Origin of the sequence: Pseudoalteromonas sp. MMG012, from assembly GCF_018100875.1 — a bacterium.
GTDB classification, from domain to species: Bacteria; Pseudomonadota; Gammaproteobacteria; order Enterobacterales; family Alteromonadaceae; genus Pseudoalteromonas; species Pseudoalteromonas aurantia.
Genome location: NZ_JAGJEF010000086.1, coordinates 1 through 16,901, shown reverse-complemented (window position 1 = coordinate 16,901; position 16,901 = coordinate 1). Strand labels below are relative to the sequence as shown.

The window sequence follows — 16,901 nt, the reverse complement described above, 5'->3', positions numbered from 1 at the left end:
AAAGAGAACAAAAATAGAACTGCAAAGATCAACAGCCCCCTAGTTCTTCGCCGATATATAGAACCATGCCTGGCAGGCGAATGGTGATTTTACTTTGTGCATCTATTTTGTCGTTTTATTTCATCGTATATTTCTCAAAAATTTGAACTTTATTGCCCTCGAAAAGCGCACTTTAAGTAGTGTTGGTTAATTCGAAATCGGGAATTTTCGTATTCTCGATTTCGGGAATTTCTATGGTTTATTCAATTTTTTAATTTTAACTGACTGATATAATGGTGCTTTTTGTTTGGTATCGAATTTGCTTTATATCTTATGTCAATTGGATAAAGGTATTCATCATGGATAAAGTAAGGGTTGAAAGCAAAAAGCATCTGAGCGGTAAAGCGGTGGCTATAATGGCTACGCTTATTATGATAGTTGGTGTATTGGTGACACTGATGATTAATCGTTTTGATAAAACAGCGGTAGCAAGTCATGATTTATGGCGAGCAAAAGTAGCACAACAAGATTTGGCGCTAGAAGCAAAGGGGTTTGGCAATTTACAGTCAAAGCAACAGCGATTTTTGACAGCACCTTATAGTGCAGTTGTAGAGCAAATATTAATAAAGCCTGGGTCCTTAGTTACAAGAGACAGTGTGATTGTAAAGCTGAGTAACCCTGAAATTGAGCAAGCAGTGCTACAAGCAAAAATGACATATAACGCACAGAAGGCGGTTGTTGGACAGCTCTTGCTTAAACAGGAGCGTGAGAAACTAGCCGATGAGCAGTTATTACAAGAACTCAAAGTCGATTTGCAGGTTGCTCTCTCACGTCTTAATGCAGAAAAAGGGTTAGCTAAACAAGGGGTTGTATCTGCGCTAGATCTACTGGACAGTCAAGCCAAAGTTGATAAATTGACATTGCGCTATCAACATTTACAAAACAAAAAAGCGAAAGTGACGCAATTGCACTTACAGGCTGCGCAAATCGAAGAGCAAAAACTTAACGAAAAGGCGAGCTTAATGGCGCTTGCGAAATCACAAGCTCAAAGGCTTAACGTGGTTGCGGGCATTGACGGCATGCTACAAACGTTACCAATCGAAATAGGGCAAAGCTTAGCGATGGGATCTCAGATTGCCTTAGTGGGAAGTGTTGAGTCATTAATCGCGTTAGTAAAAGTGCCACAAAGAGAATTGCAAGGGCTAGAAATAGGCATGTCAGCAGAGATAGATACTAGAGGAGGAAAAGCGGATGCTTTGGTAAAACGTATCGATCCTGTTGTGACAGACGGTCATGTTGAAGTAGAACTCGATTTGGTCGGTCAGTTGCCGAATAATGCGCGACCCTCACTGAATATTGCTGCGGTCATTAATTTAGGGGTAATACCGCAAACGTTGACGATACCCATTCCCGTTAATGCTAAGCCTCAAACACGGGTACAAGTTTACAAAGTCTCTGACAATGGAAAAAGTGCGACAAAAACTTGGATTGCATTGGGCCAAAGAAGTGGCCAACGAATTCAATTACTTTCAGGCGCGACTCAAGGCGAAGAACTTATCTTATCAGCAATAGATCAGCATGCTGAAGATACCATCGAACTAAAATTATAAGGACTCTATCATGACAGCATCAATCGATAAAAAAGCGAGCATTTCACTCAAGCAATTAAGCAAAGTATACCTCACTGAAAGTATTGAAACGCATGCATTACAAGCAATTGACTTGGATATTTACCAAGGTGAGTTTGTATCAATTTCAGGCCCTTCGGGGTGTGGTAAATCAACATTACTTTCGATTTTAGGTTTGCTTGACTCACCAAGTGATGGCCGCTATTTCATTGAAGGTGAAGCCGTTGAAGACTTGGACTTAGACCAACGGGCTGAGTATAGGAATTTAAAAATTGGTTTTGTATTTCAGTCGTTTAATCTGATCGACGAATTAAGTGTGTTTGAAAACGTAGCGCTTCCGCTGCGTTATAGGGAACCGGCAGTACAAGAAACCGATATTGATAAAGCGGTTAAGAAAGCGCTCACTCAAGTTGAAATGGCACATCGAGCAGAACATAGGCCAAATCAATTATCAGGTGGGCAACAGCAGCGTATCGCGATTGCTCGAGCACTGGTTGGTGCTCCAACGATATTGCTAGTTGATGAACCGACGGGCAACCTAGATTCTCACAATGGAGATGCGGTAATGACGTTGTTGCGTACATTGAATCGGCAGGGGACGACAATATGTATGGTGACGCATGATCCGCGTTATGCAAATTTTGCATCTAAGCAGTATAACTTATTAGATGGAAAAATTGTTACCGTGCCAGCTCTCAGTGAGGCGGTATAATGAAAGTAACCTCACATATCAAGCAGGTCGTAGCTGGCTTACAAAAAGCGCCGGGGTTTACCCTCATTATGATCTTAACTTTGGCATTGACGCTCGGTGCTTTATTGGCGGCATTTAATTTAAATCAGGTGGTGTTGCTTAAGCCGCTCCCTTATAAAAATGCGGAACAGCTGTATGTTTTAAAGCAAAACTTATATCAAGATGGCATTGATAATATCGGGGGGCAAAGTGAGGGCGGGCAAATCGCCATGTACCAAGCGTCTAAACAAGCGGGTTATGAGTCAGCCATGCTGACGCAAAGACGTGGTCGTATTACGAGTCGAGCGGATAAACCTGTAGAAGTGGTGATGTATGTCAGTCATGAATACCTACCACTGCTCGGTGCACAGTTAGTGTTAGGGCAAAACTTTAGTGCCACGGATAAAGTAACAGAGGCATTACCTGAAACCGTTATTTCTTATTCGCTATGGCAATCTGATTTTGGCGGCGCATCTAATGTCATTGGTCAAAGCTTAGATTTTAATGGCGTTAGTTTACAAATTATTGGTGTCGTCAATGATAATTTTCGAGATCCAGAGCCTTTGAGCTTCTACGGAAAAAGCCGTTTATATTTACCCATGGCGCAAGCAGGAATAAGTGAAAAAGAGTTTAGAAATGCGTCACGCAATTTAGTTACGGTACAAAAAAATATCGCGAAGCAAAGTTTGTCCCCTTTGCAAGGGTTACTAGATAGAGCACTAATACAGTCAATTGAAAGTAGTGAATTTGCCGTTGATTTTAAAGATTACGAACATAGAGCTGATTTGGCGCCGTTAACTAAGGTGATCAAAGGCGATAATCCATTTATTTCGCTGATGGTATTTGCTGGCGCTTTGGTACTGTTACTTATTGCGTTTGCCAATATTGTGAATTTGTATTTGTCTCATGTGATTAAAAAGCAGAGTATGTTGGCAATTAGTGCAAGCGTGGGGGCGAAACCAAAGCATATTTTTAAGCATTTATTGGTGGAAAGTTTGATCATCGTGCTAAGCGCATCAGCCTTTGGGCTTTTATTGGCAGCATGGCTATTGGTACTGACACAATATCTGGCACAAGGGTCGATTAATCGTTTAGATGAGCTCGGTATCAATGTTATGACCGTCGGATTTGCATTGATTGTGGCATTGGTGTTGTCGGTTGTTTTAGCCTGGGTGGCGAGCAAAAGTGTTGATCATGAGCGTTTAAAACAACATTTGACGGCAAGTGGAAAGGGGACGCAAAAACAAATATCACCTGTTTTACGAAAAACCTTGGTTATATCGCAAGTTACCTTAACTGGCTTAATGTTATTTGCCACATCAACTGTATTACAGGCAACACTGAAGATGGCAACAAAACCACTGGGTATTAATGTAGAAAATGTGTATAGCTTACAAATTGAAACGGGTGACAATTACCCATCACGAGAAGCGAAGTTGGCGTTGATTGAACAGCTCAAGCAGCATTTTTTAGCATTGCCACAGGTACAAGCAGCAGTAAAAAGTACCATCTCGCCAATCAGAAAAGGTGATTTCTCTAGTCCATTTATTGATTCGGAAGGGAACCGCCTCGGATTATTTGGTTTTAATACCATCGGCCTTGATTATTTCTCTGTGTTGGAGCAGCCAATTCTCTACGGCAGAAATTTAACGCAAGCAGACATTGAAGACAAAAGTAAAGTTATGTTGGTGAGTCGCTCAGTTGCAATCAATGCATTTGGTAAAGAGAATGCCGTCGGTGAGTCAATGTTCTTTTCACCTGATCAAGGCTTTGAAGTTATTGGGGTCGTGGCGGATCATTACAACGCATTCACGCAAGAAAAATACGCGGGTGTTACCTATTTTGCTATGAGTCCTATGCGTTTAAACTTAATGCTGAAAGTATCAGACAAGGCATTGTTTAATAAAACGGATATTGTGATGGAATTGGAGAAGGTAGATGCTAATTTGGCTGTGCTTGAGTTTCTGGATGTTGAGCAGACAAGTCAAGATTTGGTATTCAAATACCGGTTAGCAGCTTGGTTGAGTGGGAGCTTAAGCGTGTTAGCGTTGTTACTTGCATGCGCAGGTATTTATGGGGTGGTATCTTATGGAACACAAATGCGTCGTTACGAACTGGGTGTCAGAATGGCGGTGGGTGCTAAACCAAAACGTATTACCATGTTGGTTGTCAAAGATGCGTTCACGCCGTTATTAATCGGTATACTTTTGAGTCTTATATTAGGGTTAGGTTTGTATGTATTGACGAGTCAATACAGTGATGCGGTGCCGGTACCAGATGCTTTACAAGTTGGGGCGTCATTGATACTGTTGCTTGGATTTTCCTATATGGCTTGTATTATTCCAGTAAAACAAATACTTAAATCTGATCTTATATCAGCATTAAGAAATCAATAAGGATTGACTGCCGCACTAAATACGGTGCGGCATGAAAAGAACATGCAGCGGACAATATTAATAATTGATGACAAAGCGGATGTCAGGTTATCAGCAAGGTTTTTGTTGAATAATTATGGCTATGAGATTCTAGAGGCTGACTCACCCGTGGTGGGTTTGTCAGTATTACAAGCGCAAACTGTAGACTTAGTTCTCTTGGATATGAACTTTGCATTTGATACCACGTCAGGTGAAGAAGGCTTATATTTTTTGCGTAAGCTCGATGAGTTAGTGCAGGCGCCAGCCGTAGTGGCTATGACGGCTTGGGCTAATACCGAGTTGGTTGTAAAAGCATTACATAGTGGAGCATGTGATTTCATTGAAAAGCCATGGGATAATTCAAGGCTGACTCAGATAATTGAAAATGCATTAAAACTATCCGCGTTAGGGCAAAAAAATGAAGCGCTTAAACAAACAATTGCAGACAATACGCCTGATATTCATTTAATTTGTCATTCACCAGCGATGCAGCACCTTAAAGCTCAAATCGACCGTGTTGCACAAAGCCAAGCAAATATTTTATTTACTGGGGAAAATGGCACGGGTAAATCAACGTTAGCAAATTATGTACACCAAGTTTCCAATCTTTCGGGAGAGTTTGTCGAGGTGAATATGGCAGCGGTGCCAGAATCATTGTTCGAAAGTGAAATGTTTGGACACACGAAAGGGGCATTCACAGGGGCTGATAAATCACGAATAGGGCGCTTTGAATTGGCCAAAGAAGGTACTTTGTTTTTGGATGAAATTGCGGAAATGCCCGTTTCTCAACAAGCAAAGTTATTAAGGGTATTAGAAAGTGGCCACTTTGAGCCGGTTGGAAGTAGTCAGACTCAATTTGCTAAGCCAAGAATACTCAGTGCGACAAACGCTGATATTGTCATGATGGTTGCACAAAATAGGTTTCGTCAAGATCTCCTTTATCGGGTTAACACAATAACGATAGAGGTACCTAGCCTTGCTCAACGTAAAGAAGATATTCCGGCACTCGCGGAACAATTTTTACTGCGGCATCAACAAGCTCATCATAGAGATGACTTGTGTTTTTCGCCATGTGCGCTCAGGGCGCTGCAGTCACACCAATACCCCGGTAATTTACGAGAATTAAGCCATGTGGTAGAGCGTTTGGTTTTATTGAGTGTGAATACACAAATAGTGAGGGAAGATATCGACACCTTATTGATGAATAATCCGCGAGAGAATATTAGTCAGACAGGGACATTGCCATTGATGACATTGGCTGACGCTGAGCAAGCCTTATTAACGCAAGCCTTAACAAGCACGCAAGGTCAAACGTTAGAAGCTGCAGCTTTATTGGGGATCAGTAAAAGTGCAATCTATCGGCGGCTTGAGAAGTATGATATTGCAGCAAAGGATTTTATACAGTGAAATTCAGCTCTCAAGAGCAGTTGTTTAAAGTTCTATCTGTTATTAATTATTTGATATTAATACTTTTAAGCCTTAGTTTTGTTTGGGTTTATACACGTGATGGATTGTATGTTGTGACCGCGTTTATGGTGTTTACTCCTATTTATACTGCGTTGTTTTATTCGGTTTATAACCAGTTCTTTGCACCTTATCGGGCGATGCAAACCGCTTTAGATGCCATTCGCTTTTCAGATACAAGTGTTAAAACCGTGCCAATTTATCAAAGTGGTGTGGCAGCACAGTTACACCATGAATTGGAACACATCACGACGATTTTTGGACAATGGCAAAGCGAACAAAATCAACATGCATTATTAGTAAATGAATTATTACAGGCACTTGATAGCCCTATTTTGATCGTGAACCAAGACTATCGCTTGATTATGGGGAATGTGGCGTTGACACATTGGTTAGATGCTGACTGGCGTTTGAAAAAGTTAGAAATTATCACAGAGATTGGTTTCAGACGTGTTGATGAAAAGTGGTGCTTTACTAACGGCGTCATCGCGGCTGCACACCAATTACGAGGCAGTGAAATTAGTTTAAATGGTGAAAAACACCACTTGTTGCTAATTAGTAATATCAAAAGTGAGTTAAAGCAGTCGCAAACAGATGCATGGCGACAGTTGGTTAAAGTGCTAAGTCACGAAATAAAAAACTCACTCACACCCATTAAATCAATAGCACAAACACTTGAACAGTTTTCTCATGATGACACTCAAAAGCAGATGCTGTCAGTGATTGTCGAACGGAGTGTGCATCTTCAGCAATTTGTATCTAATTACAGTAGTCTTGAAAGGCAAGTAGAACTTCGTAAGTGTAATGTCGCATTACACCCATTATTTTTAAGCGTGCGACAGCTTTATCCTCATTGTGAGATCTCGTTATTAGTGAATGTCGAACAGTGGAATTTGGATCCTATACTGATTGAACAAGTACTGATCAATTTGTTAAAAAACGCGATGGAATCTTGTGAGGCTGGAGATATCGTGCCCCATATTGCACTGCGTGCAGATCAAAATGAGTTTGGCTTGACGATTGATGTTATTGATAATGGTATCGGTTTAGGGTCTGCAGAGCATTTATTTGTACCACTGTACACCACAAAGCAACATGGGCAAGGTATTGGATTAGTGTGGTGCAGAAAAGTAATTGAACAACATGGTGGTACTTTGACATTGACCGCTCGAGAGGGCTCAGGAGCGGTCGCTACGTTGGTGCTACACGCGCATTAGCGAATTTGAAACTGTTGTTGTTCATTATTGGCATCATATTGCCACTCGTATGTCATTGGTGTGGTGTTGTTATCGTAAAACCACACCTCTGCGACGAGTTGAATGTCGCTGCGGCTAATTGTGAGTACTGTATTTAGAGGTGCACTACCTAGTGCAGTTCTGAGAACACAGTTATGTCTGTCGGCTTTAACTTGCCCTGTGAGCTTTTGACATATGTTTAAATAAGCGCGTTGGTCTTCAAGTTTTAAATCTACATCAATAAGCAAAGAAAATTTAGTTGATAAATCAAAGTCTGTATCAATGACTAAGTCTGCCATTGATGTCACGTCAGGCGTTGGCTCAGGTGTTGGTTCTGGATCCGGTGTTGGTTCTGGATCTGGCGTTGTCCCCGTGTCTGGCGCTGGGTCTGGGTTTTGAACCACAGGACTTGAATTTTGATTCGGTGTAGACGCCCCATCCTCACCACCGCCACATGCACTTAAAAAACAAAGGCTAAATAGAGTTACAGTTAATTTGTTCATTATTGTGCTCCTGATGTAATTACTTTACTAAGCTGCGGTTCGCTATACCACGTAATGCTGTTTTTACCTGCGGAGGTCGCAAATGCGGCAAATTTAGAATACGCATTGGTTATATCAATATTTTCAATAGGGTGTTGCCACGCTGAGCCAATTTCCATCGCCCAAGGTAGCCCTGAAGCAGTTTGAAAATAGGTATTTCCAGCTGGGTTAGACGCGTCGTCACTGCCTGACACATTGTACAGCGACTGGGCAAAAGCTTCCGTTGGTGCTCTGTTTTTTAAATGCACTTCCCAGCCTCTTTTATCTACATTATTCATGAATTCACCGTGAAAGTGATCGTTACTTGCGAAGATAAATGGGTCTAATACATTCGCAGGGGAATCAGCGAGTGCTTTAGGCGCCAGCAAGGGAATTGTGACTGAAAATGTCACTTTGCTGCCATTTTGGCAGTTTGCTTCCGTTCTAAAGTACTGACATCCACTGTTTTTCTGAACATAATCCCAAACATCTTCCATTACAATAATAATGGCATCTGAGCGGTTCGCTTCTAGAGGAGAGTTTTCTTGCACAACGCCATCAATGATGAAACTAATATTGGCCTCATCGACTTCGGATCGAGCTACTCTGCGCTGTGTTGAGGCATTGATTTGATCATAAAGCCTGACAGCGAAGCCATTGTGGTAAGTTGCCCCAACGCCGACAATTTCACCTTCAATACGATACCCAACTATTGCCCCATTTTCTTTATAGCGTGTGCTTCTAAAGTGCATCACTAAATCGTTAAAGTCATAGTCCCCAGCAAAAGGCCATTTATCTTCATACGACAGGGTTACCCAGTCACTTTCACTTGGATACGCATCGCTTGCATAGGTGGTAATTTCATAATCTTCAACTTCTCCTCCTGAAACGCCACCGGTTGCACTGATGTTTGACGCTTCTGTGCCATCTGTGACGCGAAACCGTGCCCATGTATTGCCTTCTAATGTGGTTTCAGGAACAGCAATCAGCAAACTGTTATCGCCTGCATTGATGGCGACTTTATCTAGAGCAACTTCGTCAGACGAGAAAACCTGATCTTGGTTCCAGTCGACCCACGCGTACAAGTAACTATTTTGGGAGGCGGTTACAATGACTTGTGTCGTTTGCCCGCCAACAAAATCAGTAACAAAGGCAACGCCATCATCAGAATTATCAATAGGTTCAGCCGCTAAATCAGCTGCAGTATTTATGTTTTCACCATCCACGCTGGCACCCAAGTAAACAAGGTTTTGGCCATCATCATTTGGGTCATATAAGTGACGGGGTCCACTGTCGGCAAGTGTGGTAGCATAGCCATTGGGGGCATCACCAAAGTCGATTGAGTTGTCTGTCACTTTGACTTCAGCAATGGCGCAGCGAGCACCGTCATTTTGTCCAGATTTGGGGCCGCTTGTGAAAACGACAGCGGTGGGTGTATAGCCCACCACAGGACTTACCGATAAGTCGATTTTATGTATTTTACCGCTTTTGTTGTTACTCGCATAAAACTGCCCGTTCACATCAAAGTATGCTGCGCCAAACGCACCACTGTCACCTGACGTGTCTAACTGGGTTATAAGCGTGGTGGTTGCATTATCGACGTTTATTTCATGTAAGTTGCCGTTTGATTCCATCGCATACAGTAGATTACTATTTGGATGAAATGCAAAATCAAAGATATTGAGGTTCCAGTTTTCACTATCAGTGTAGTGTATAGAATTAATGGTCTGAGTTAAGTCGTCATTAAGTGGAATTTTATATAATCCAAACTTAGGAGTATAAACGAAATAAAAGGCTTCTTGGCTGGCACCTGTGCCCGTGACTTGAATATCACCGACGTAAAAATTGGTATCAGGTAGTCCAGTTACATCAAGTTCGGTCATATTATAATCATCACCAATTTGCACAACGCTTCCTGGTGATTGCTTACTATATCCATACATATATTGATCTTTGTAATTAAACCCAACAGCGTTGACGCTTGAAGTATTGGCAGCGCCTTCACGTGTTAGGCTGGCTGCGATGGTGGTGGCTTTTGCTGAAACTAAGTCAATACCATAGAGTTTTGCGACAGAGTCTTGCATTAAAAACGCTTTACTCGGACAGTTTTCGAATGGGCCAGCAAACACACTCCCAGATGAGCATAATATACACAAGGACGCGATAGACGTTAATTTCATAATGAGGAACCAATTTAAAAGGTAGATATATTCTTGAAAGCATGAGCTGTTCCAATATTTAATTCATTGATATTTAAAATTTTAAATTGTTTTTTGGTACTGAACTTTTGCATCTTGCAATTATTTGTTTGCAATTTGCGAGTGAAATTCAATTTTCTGATTGGTCGTAATCCGTTATTATGTGACTTTTTTAAGCTGTGATGAGGTATGAAGTGGAATTAACGACATGGTTAAGTTTGGCGTTTATTTGTATGGTTGGAGCGATGTCGCCAGGGCCGAGTTTAGCCGTCGTTTTACGTCATTCTCTCTATAACAGTGCTACACATGGTATTGTGGCAAGTGTGAGCCATGGTTTAGGTGTTGGACTTTATGCTGGACTATCGTTAGCTGGATTAGCCAGCTTGATCAATCATTTCCCTATAGTATATCAAGCGCTTGTTTATGGTGGTGCCGGGTATTTGGCTTATATGGGGCTGCGTATATTGATGAATAAATCCTCCGGTATAAACGTATCTGAACAAGGGGGAATAAACACGTTCAAGCAAGCTGCACAAGATGGTTTTGCCATTGCGTTTTTAAATCCAAAGTTAGCGATATTTTTTGTCGCACTGTTTTCTCAGTTTATAGATCCACAAACAATGACATTCCAAGTGGCCTTGATCATGTGTGCAACGGTGTTACTAATTGACACGGCCTGGTATTTTGTTGTTTCGGTGGGGGCAGCTAAAGCCAGAGATAAATTTGACTTGACGAAAAAGCAGTCGTCCATTGATAAGATCTTAGGAGTTGCTTTCTTATTGTTAGCATTGCGAGTGGTCATCGAGCAATTTGTATAGTTGCGAACTTATTCAGGATGCACTTGATTGTAATACTCGAAAATTTCTTGCTTTAAGTGTATTAGCCCATCATGTATGTTCATTATCTCAAGCGCGATAGCGGTGTCGTTAATGACCCGATTACTGGTAACATCAAATTTAGCTATATTTCCTTGAGATAAAATGAGTGTGACTTTGCTGTTATCCAAGTATTCGGCCAACTTAGTCGCGTTATATGGGAAGGTACGTATAACAAGACCAGATAAAGACAAAGAAAGGACTTTAAATGAGAATCCTAATTTTGTTGCCCGTAGTTGTACGCCAGTTAACTTTTCTGTTCGCCAATGCCTGTGATTTGAGTTTGTGTCAAAAATACTTGGTAATCCGCAGCTAAAAGTGGGATTGTTTTTACCTTTCGTTTCTATATGGGCTGGAAAATACATAATTTGGGAGTTTATTTTTGCGAGTAATTGCAGATCGTTTGCTTGGGTGAGTGTTGTCATCCACTGTTGTAACTGAGCCGTCTCAATATCGGAGAGTTGAATATCTAGTTGCGCCGTACTGTCTTGTTGCAGTACCTGAGTTATAAAATTTGATTCTTCTGATGTAAGCTTCATGGCTAATATTTACCGCTAGATTGTGCACCAGAGTAAATTATGCACAATCTATACCGACAAATATTACGGCGTTAAGTCAGTATTTTTACCTTACTAAATAGCCGACGTTTGAGCGTGAGTTGTAAAAAAGTGAAGCTAATAAGTGCTTGAAAGAAAACAGTTGCAGCAGATAAAAGCCATATTGTTGTGGTTGTTATCGTTGCTTGAGAAGTAAAATATACCAGCAGTATACTGAAACTCCCCACTCTTAAAAAGGTGCTTAAGAGTGCAGGCCAAGTATTGCCAAACGCTTGAAACATCGCTGAACATGAAAACACTAAACCAGCGGGCACAAAATTAAACCCAACATAGCTTAGAAATGTCGCGGCCACAGCTATAACCTCAGGGTCATTGCTAAAAGGTGTAAAAAAGATCTCAGGCATTAAAATACACGGAATGGCCAGTAAAAACATCAGTGATGTTGTGGCAAGTGTGGTTGTTTTGTAAGTGGTGTAAACACGTTTCATTTTACCTGCGGCATAATTTTGAGCAGCAATAGCAGGCGCCGCAAATGCAATGGCCATCACAGGTAAAAATAAAGATTGCATAATGCGGATCCCAAGACCAAACCCTGCTTGTTCATCAGTGCCTAATTGACTTAGCGCCCAATAAATAATCGCCATGTAGAGGAATGTTAGCATGAACTCACTCCCTGCTGGACCTCCTATTTTAAGTAATGATTTTAATGTCTTAGTGTCATTCTTTATTAAATTAGGGGCCAGTTTAAGTAGTCCTGGAGTATGCTTAATATAAAAAATAGTCATAATAAGGCCACTAATCGTCGCAATAGAGCTTGCTAGGCCTGCCCCAGCTACATGCATACCGCTAAACAGGCCAATGCCCGTAATGAGTACTGGTGACAGCACCATATTCAGTAGCAAGGCGACCATTTGAATGACCATAAAAGGTTTTACGAGCCCAGCACCACGCATAGAGGCAGAGATAACCGTTAATATAAACTGCAATGCTAACGCTGGAATAAACCAATATAGGTAACTCAATCCGGTTACTGCAATATCATTGGTTGCAGCCAAAAGAGAAAAGTAATATGGGCCAAATAAGTAGCCTATGGCACTTAGCAGTATGGTTGCAGCTATACCGTAAAAGAGGGCATGACTATATATGGCTGCTGCATTTTTTTGGTCTTTACGCCCAATGGCATGGGCAACCAAGGTTGCGCACCCCACATTGAATACTTGTGTTAAGGCCATGACAAAAAAGAACAGATTACCAGCGGTACTCACGCCAGCCAAGGCAACATCCCCTAAATTGCCGACAAAATATAAATCAATGATGAAATATAACGTTTGAATAAATAGGCCAATGGCAATTGGCAAAGACATAGTAATAAGGTGTTTGTGAATGGGACCGCGGGTTAAGTCTTGCATTTTATGTTCTTAATAATCCATTTTAAGTACCTATTTTATCAATCGAGTTTCTCATGTCTTGATTGTAATTGCTATGAGAGTTGTATTTTGATTTCATTAATGATGATTGTGAGTTGTATTTTTACTTCGTCAGTGGGCACTAGGCCTATATTGAGTCTGAAACAGTGATCATACCTATTGGTGTTACAAAATAAAGAACCCGACTTTATATAGATATGCTGGTGGGCAAGTTTCATGGCGAGTCGCTCAGTATTGAGTGCTGGAATAGCCAGCCACAACACCATTCCGCCACTGGGCATGTATATACTACTATTATTTGGGAGCTGTTCCTGTAAATAATGAAGGTATACATTTTTATGGGTGCACAGATGTTGATTGATGTGTTTTAAATGCTGTTGGTAGTGGCCTTTGTTGATATAGTTAGCCATGGCTAATTGCAATGGTTTATTAACGCCAAGTGTACGAACTGAAAGCTGCTTTAAGAAGGCGTCGAAAAACCGACCTGGTGCACACCAACCTAATCGAAGGCCGGCAGACAATGATTTTGAAAAGCTACCACACCAGATCACCCAACCGGTGCGATCGTAATGTTTGATTGGCAGTGGTGTTACTTTAGTATGGCTTAGTTCGCGGAAAACATCATCTTCGATAATAGGTGTTTGGTAGGTGTGTGCTAATTCAGCTATTTTTTGTTTTTGTATATTGGTTAAGCTATGTCCTGTTGGGTTTTGATGATTTGCGCTCAGTAAGCACGCTGACACGCTATATTGACGTAGTGCATTCTCCATTTGTTCGAGGTCTAACCCATTATCAGTGCTTGGTATTTCTATTACTTGTCGATTCAAAGAGCATAACAAATCAAGCAAACCGCTGTAACACGGAGAACTTACTAAAATAACATCATTGTGGTTCGTTGTGACCGAGATAGCGTGTTGAACTGCATCTAAGCAACCATGTGTGACCAATAGATCGCTCGCTGACAGTGCAAATCCTCGATGTGTAAAGTGATTACTTAACGCATGGCGAAGCACGTATTCCCCTTCAGGGCTGGCATAGCCCCAGAGTTGATCATGATGTTTGCAGGCTTGTGTTAATGATTGACTGAGCCGTTTACTGTCAATCAGAGTGCTGTCTAACTCCGCTGTTGCAAGTGTTTGACTTAAATTCTTCAATTGGCTTTTAGGTCTTACAAATGAAGCGGGCTCGGCCTTAAATTGTGGAAATTGATAGTGCTGTTGCGTAATAGGAAGGCCCGTAACGAAATACCCTTTTTTAGGAAATGCCGTAATATAGCCCAGTGATTCAACATAGCGATAACATGCTAAGGCCGTTGTCATGCTTATTTGGTGTAAAGTACAAAACGTTCTCAGTGATGGCAGCGGCTCATCAATTGAATATGCATTGTTTTCAATATTATTAATTAGCTGTTGACCAAGCTGCTTATATTTTGCTGTTTTGCTCATCTGTTATCTAAAAAAAGCCATTGTTTGTATCTGTTATCTAATATTGGTGAGCATAAACTAATGGGTATGTTTAGTCATCAATTAGGTTAAAAAATGGCATATAGCTCAGCAACACAAAAGCGCCTTCTAGAGATGCTTGAAGGACAATTCAATCAATTTCATACTGAACTTGATTGTCGAGCGGTGATATCGAATGATACAACTTTGGAACCCTTATCCCTGCCAACTCATGGCATGGGGGTTGAACAACTTTGTATGCATTTCAATGATCAGGTCGCACCTAAATTGTCGGCGAGTAATGGAGGGCGGTATTGGGGGTTTGTAACAGGTGGCGCTAACCCTACGGCGACATTAGCCGATTGGTTTGTCACGGTATTTAATCAGAATGTGTCTAAAGGAGGCGATTCGGTTGCATCGCAATTAGAGCGGCAAACAATCGACTGGCTCCGAACGTTATTTTATTTGCCTGATAGCTTTACTGGACTATTTACAACAGGGGCGACTGCGGCAAACTTACTGGGTGCGTTAACAGCTCGGCAATTTATTGGTGCGCAACAAGGGGTTGATGTTGCACAGCAAGGGATGGCTGGCTTAGATGTGATGATTTGTGCCGCATCACCACATGCCAGCATGATAAAAAGCTTAGGGATGGCTGGGTTTGGTCAGCAAAACTGGCAGTGTGTAGATACGTTACAAGGCACGGAGGCGATGTGCATTGATTCGTTAGCAACACATTTATCACGTTGTGATAGCCGAGGAAAAATAGTGATTGCCAGCGCAGCGACAGTAACAGGAACTGATTACGACGATTTAATCGCCATCAGTCGACTATGCGAAGCACATGGCGCTTGGTTACATGTTGATGCGGCATTTGGTATTTTCGAACGGTTAATGAATGGCCCAGAGCATAAAACCAATGGCATTGAATTCGCAGACAGTATCACTCTCGATTGTCACAAATGGTTAAATGTCCCTTACGATTGCGGGGTTTTTTTAACGCGCCAACCCAATCACTTGGTCGCAACATGTCATGTTGATGCCCCTTATTTAGCGAGCTCAGCGCAAAATCAAGATTATATGTCTATGGGCATTGAGAACTCGCGTAGATTCCGAGCTTTACCTGTTTGGGCTACGTTATTGTCTTATGGTAGACAAGGTATAACAGCACATATTCAAAGTAATGTTGATTTGGCGCAGGCACTGGCGAGCTGGCTGGAAAATTCACAGTACTATGTATTACTTAAGCCGTGTGAGTTAAATGTTGTGTTGTTTAAACCAGGAAATATGCATGTACTGCAAGAAGTCGGGCTGTGTTTGGATGCAATTAATCAGTCAGGGAAAGTCTTCATGACACCCGGTGTTTGGCAAGGAGAGCATATTATTCGGGCGGCATTTAGTAACTGGGAAACCACAACAGAGGATTTATTATGTGTCATTGAGCTGTTAGACAGTTTGGCAAAATAAATGAAGCGGCAAGTTATTGCCGCTTAATATCAACACACGCTTTGAATATGTCTCTGTTTAGACATCATACGCACTAGAATAAAGAGAAACCTATTGGAACGGCTTTTGCTTTCAATGGCTTAATATTGAATTATGCGGATAAAGCGTGCCATGTCATTTATACAAAACATCAATAGTAACAGTCGGCCTGATACGCAGTTTTCTGCTGTCAATGAGAAGAGCCTTAATAAGCAAATACAGTTCCATGCCCAATATGAAGATGTGCAAAAGCCACAGCAGGCTGACTCTGATTTTGCAGTGAATATATCGAGAAGCCATGGGGACGCATCTAAATTTGCAACTTTCTATTATGAAAAGATTAAAGGGCACGCTAACTCTGTCGTTGATAATTCACTTCCCGCTGATAAGTATAGCAAAGGGCTGCACCATGAAACACTTAGTCAGATTATGAAAATGCCCATTGATGTAGAAGTAGAGCGCCATGAAATGCAACAGGCACTATTGTTTAATTCTTTAGGTATTGATTTTTTGGCGTATAAAGAATTGGGTGTACGTCGTGAAATGTTGGCGTTGGCCGAAGATGATATCATGGGGGATGATCGATTGTCTGATTATGAAAAAGCATGGTTTGTTGACGCAATAAGAGGCTTTGATGCTCGCTTAGAAGAGGCGCAAAATGCATTACTTGGTGGCGTACCATCAGATGCTTTGGACGCAGATATGAACGACCCGAGTAACCCTTGGTCAATTTTGGCAAAGGCTGCTGCGTAGTCAACAGGACTTTAATCGCGCTTTAAGCTGCTTATGGTGTTTAGATCAAAAATAGTTGTCACCGTGCCGTGTACGCAAGGTAATGACGGACAGATTAAAAATTGATTAAATAACCTCAGCTCTGGATAAGCGAATTTGCCCAATAAAGCTATTTTTCTCATTATCGGCGTTGCTTTCATTTGTAATAGCCCGC

Annotated in this window: 14 protein-coding genes; 8 read left to right on the top strand and 6 right to left on the bottom strand. The window is 41.5% G+C overall.

All coding sequences use genetic code 11. From position 1 onward, the window contains the following. The first annotated feature begins 338 nt into the window (after window positions 1-338). From J8L97_RS20065 to J8L97_RS24000, 5 genes are read left to right on the top strand one after another with little or no spacing between them, the layout of a single operon-like run. Window positions 339-1,589: an HlyD family secretion protein gene (locus J8L97_RS20065; RefSeq protein ID WP_211052366.1), complete on the top strand. Its 1,251-nt coding sequence runs from the start codon at window positions 339-341 to the stop codon at window positions 1,587-1,589. 10 nt (window positions 1,590-1,599) lie between these two features. Then, on the top strand, window positions 1,600-2,319 hold the full coding sequence (locus J8L97_RS20060; RefSeq protein WP_211052365.1) for an ABC transporter ATP-binding protein: 720 nt from the start codon (window positions 1,600-1,602) through the stop codon (window positions 2,317-2,319). Continuing rightward, complete coding sequence (locus J8L97_RS20055; RefSeq protein WP_211052364.1) at window positions 2,319-4,733, top strand: ABC transporter permease; 2,415 nt, start codon at window positions 2,319-2,321, stop codon at window positions 4,731-4,733. The genes J8L97_RS20060 and J8L97_RS20055 overlap by 1 nt, the downstream gene beginning before the upstream one ends. A gap of 42 nt (window positions 4,734-4,775) precedes the next feature. Beyond that, a complete protein-coding gene (locus tag J8L97_RS20050) occupies window positions 4,776-6,158 on the top strand; it encodes a sigma-54 dependent transcriptional regulator (RefSeq protein ID WP_211052362.1) in 1,383 nt (460 codons plus the stop codon). Next, window positions 6,155-7,432 (top strand): PAS domain-containing sensor histidine kinase, encoded by a 1,278-nt coding sequence (locus tag J8L97_RS24000; RefSeq protein WP_211052360.1) that lies wholly within the window; start codon window positions 6,155-6,157, stop codon window positions 7,430-7,432. Before J8L97_RS20050 ends, J8L97_RS24000 begins: the two co-directional genes overlap by 4 nt. Here the strand turns inward: J8L97_RS24000 and J8L97_RS20040 are convergent. Further along, complete coding sequence (locus tag J8L97_RS20040) at window positions 7,429-7,953, bottom strand: hypothetical protein (RefSeq protein WP_211052358.1); 525 nt, start codon at window positions 7,951-7,953, stop codon at window positions 7,429-7,431. The two genes, J8L97_RS24000 and J8L97_RS20040, sit on opposite strands and share 4 nt — an antisense overlap. Next, on the bottom strand, window positions 7,953-10,151 hold the full coding sequence (locus J8L97_RS20035; protein WP_211052356.1) for an LruC domain-containing protein: 2,199 nt from the start codon (window positions 10,149-10,151) through the stop codon (window positions 7,953-7,955). Before J8L97_RS20035 ends, J8L97_RS20040 begins: the two co-directional genes overlap by 1 nt. A gap of 212 nt (window positions 10,152-10,363) precedes the next feature. Here J8L97_RS20035 and J8L97_RS20030 point away from each other — a divergent pair, with 212 nt between their 5' ends. After that, on the top strand, window positions 10,364-10,987 hold the full coding sequence (locus J8L97_RS20030; RefSeq protein WP_211052354.1) for a LysE family translocator: 624 nt from the start codon (window positions 10,364-10,366) through the stop codon (window positions 10,985-10,987). 8 nt (window positions 10,988-10,995) lie between these two features. On the opposite strand, the gene J8L97_RS20025 is transcribed toward J8L97_RS20030, so the two are convergent. From J8L97_RS20025 to J8L97_RS20015, 3 genes are all read right to left on the bottom strand, one after another. Beyond that, window positions 10,996-11,583, bottom strand: coding sequence for a hypothetical protein (locus J8L97_RS20025; protein WP_211052353.1), 588 nt, complete (start codon window positions 11,581-11,583; stop codon window positions 10,996-10,998). A 71-nt stretch (window positions 11,584-11,654) separates the two neighbouring features. Continuing rightward, on the bottom strand, window positions 11,655-13,010 hold the full coding sequence (locus J8L97_RS20020) for an MATE family efflux transporter (RefSeq protein WP_211052351.1): 1,356 nt from the start codon (window positions 13,008-13,010) through the stop codon (window positions 11,655-11,657). Window positions 13,011-13,081: 71 nt separating this feature from the next. Further along, window positions 13,082-14,473, bottom strand: coding sequence for a PLP-dependent aminotransferase family protein (locus tag J8L97_RS20015; RefSeq protein ID WP_211052350.1), 1,392 nt, complete (start codon window positions 14,471-14,473; stop codon window positions 13,082-13,084). A gap of 93 nt (window positions 14,474-14,566) precedes the next feature. Here J8L97_RS20015 and J8L97_RS20010 point away from each other — a divergent pair, with 93 nt between their 5' ends. Both J8L97_RS20010 and J8L97_RS20005 read left to right on the top strand, forming a co-directional pair. Then, window positions 14,567-15,937 (top strand): pyridoxal-dependent decarboxylase, encoded by a 1,371-nt coding sequence (locus J8L97_RS20010; RefSeq protein ID WP_211052349.1) that lies wholly within the window; start codon window positions 14,567-14,569, stop codon window positions 15,935-15,937. 150 nt (window positions 15,938-16,087) lie between these two features. After that, window positions 16,088-16,708 carry a hypothetical protein gene (locus J8L97_RS20005; protein WP_211052348.1) on the top strand — a complete coding sequence of 207 codons (621 nt, stop codon included), beginning with the start codon at window positions 16,088-16,090 and terminating at the stop codon, window positions 16,706-16,708. 11 nt (window positions 16,709-16,719) lie between these two features. On the opposite strand, the gene J8L97_RS20000 is transcribed toward J8L97_RS20005, so the two are convergent. Then, window positions 16,720-16,901: hypothetical protein (locus J8L97_RS20000; RefSeq protein ID WP_211052347.1), on the bottom strand; the 182-nt coding region annotated here is incomplete at its 5' end.

Bases quoted from the DNA above. Each gene is read 5' to 3' on its own strand.
- J8L97_RS20055 (WP_211052364.1), top strand. From the start codon at position 2,319: ATGAAAGTAACCTCACATATCAAGCAGGTCGTAGCTGGCTTACAAAAA.
- J8L97_RS20020 (WP_211052351.1), bottom strand. From the start codon at position 13,010: ATGCAAGACTTAACCCGCGGTCCCATTCACAAACACCTTATTACTATG.
- J8L97_RS20005 (WP_211052348.1), top strand. From the start codon at position 16,088: ATGTCATTTATACAAAACATCAATAGTAACAGTCGGCCTGATACGCAG.
- J8L97_RS20015 (WP_211052350.1), bottom strand. From the start codon at position 14,473: ATGAGCAAAACAGCAAAATATAAGCAGCTTGGTCAACAGCTAATTAAT.
- J8L97_RS20025 (WP_211052353.1), bottom strand. From the start codon at position 11,583: ATGAAGCTTACATCAGAAGAATCAAATTTTATAACTCAGGTACTGCAA.
- J8L97_RS20010 (WP_211052349.1), top strand. From the start codon at position 14,567: ATGGCATATAGCTCAGCAACACAAAAGCGCCTTCTAGAGATGCTTGAA.
- J8L97_RS20050 (WP_211052362.1), top strand. From the start codon at position 4,776: ATGCAGCGGACAATATTAATAATTGATGACAAAGCGGATGTCAGGTTA.
- J8L97_RS20060 (WP_211052365.1), top strand. From the start codon at position 1,600: ATGACAGCATCAATCGATAAAAAAGCGAGCATTTCACTCAAGCAATTA.
- J8L97_RS20035 (WP_211052356.1), bottom strand. From the start codon at position 10,151: ATGAAATTAACGTCTATCGCGTCCTTGTGTATATTATGCTCATCTGGG.
- J8L97_RS20040 (WP_211052358.1), bottom strand. From the start codon at position 7,953: ATGAACAAATTAACTGTAACTCTATTTAGCCTTTGTTTTTTAAGTGCA.
- J8L97_RS20065 (WP_211052366.1), top strand. From the start codon at position 339: ATGGATAAAGTAAGGGTTGAAAGCAAAAAGCATCTGAGCGGTAAAGCG.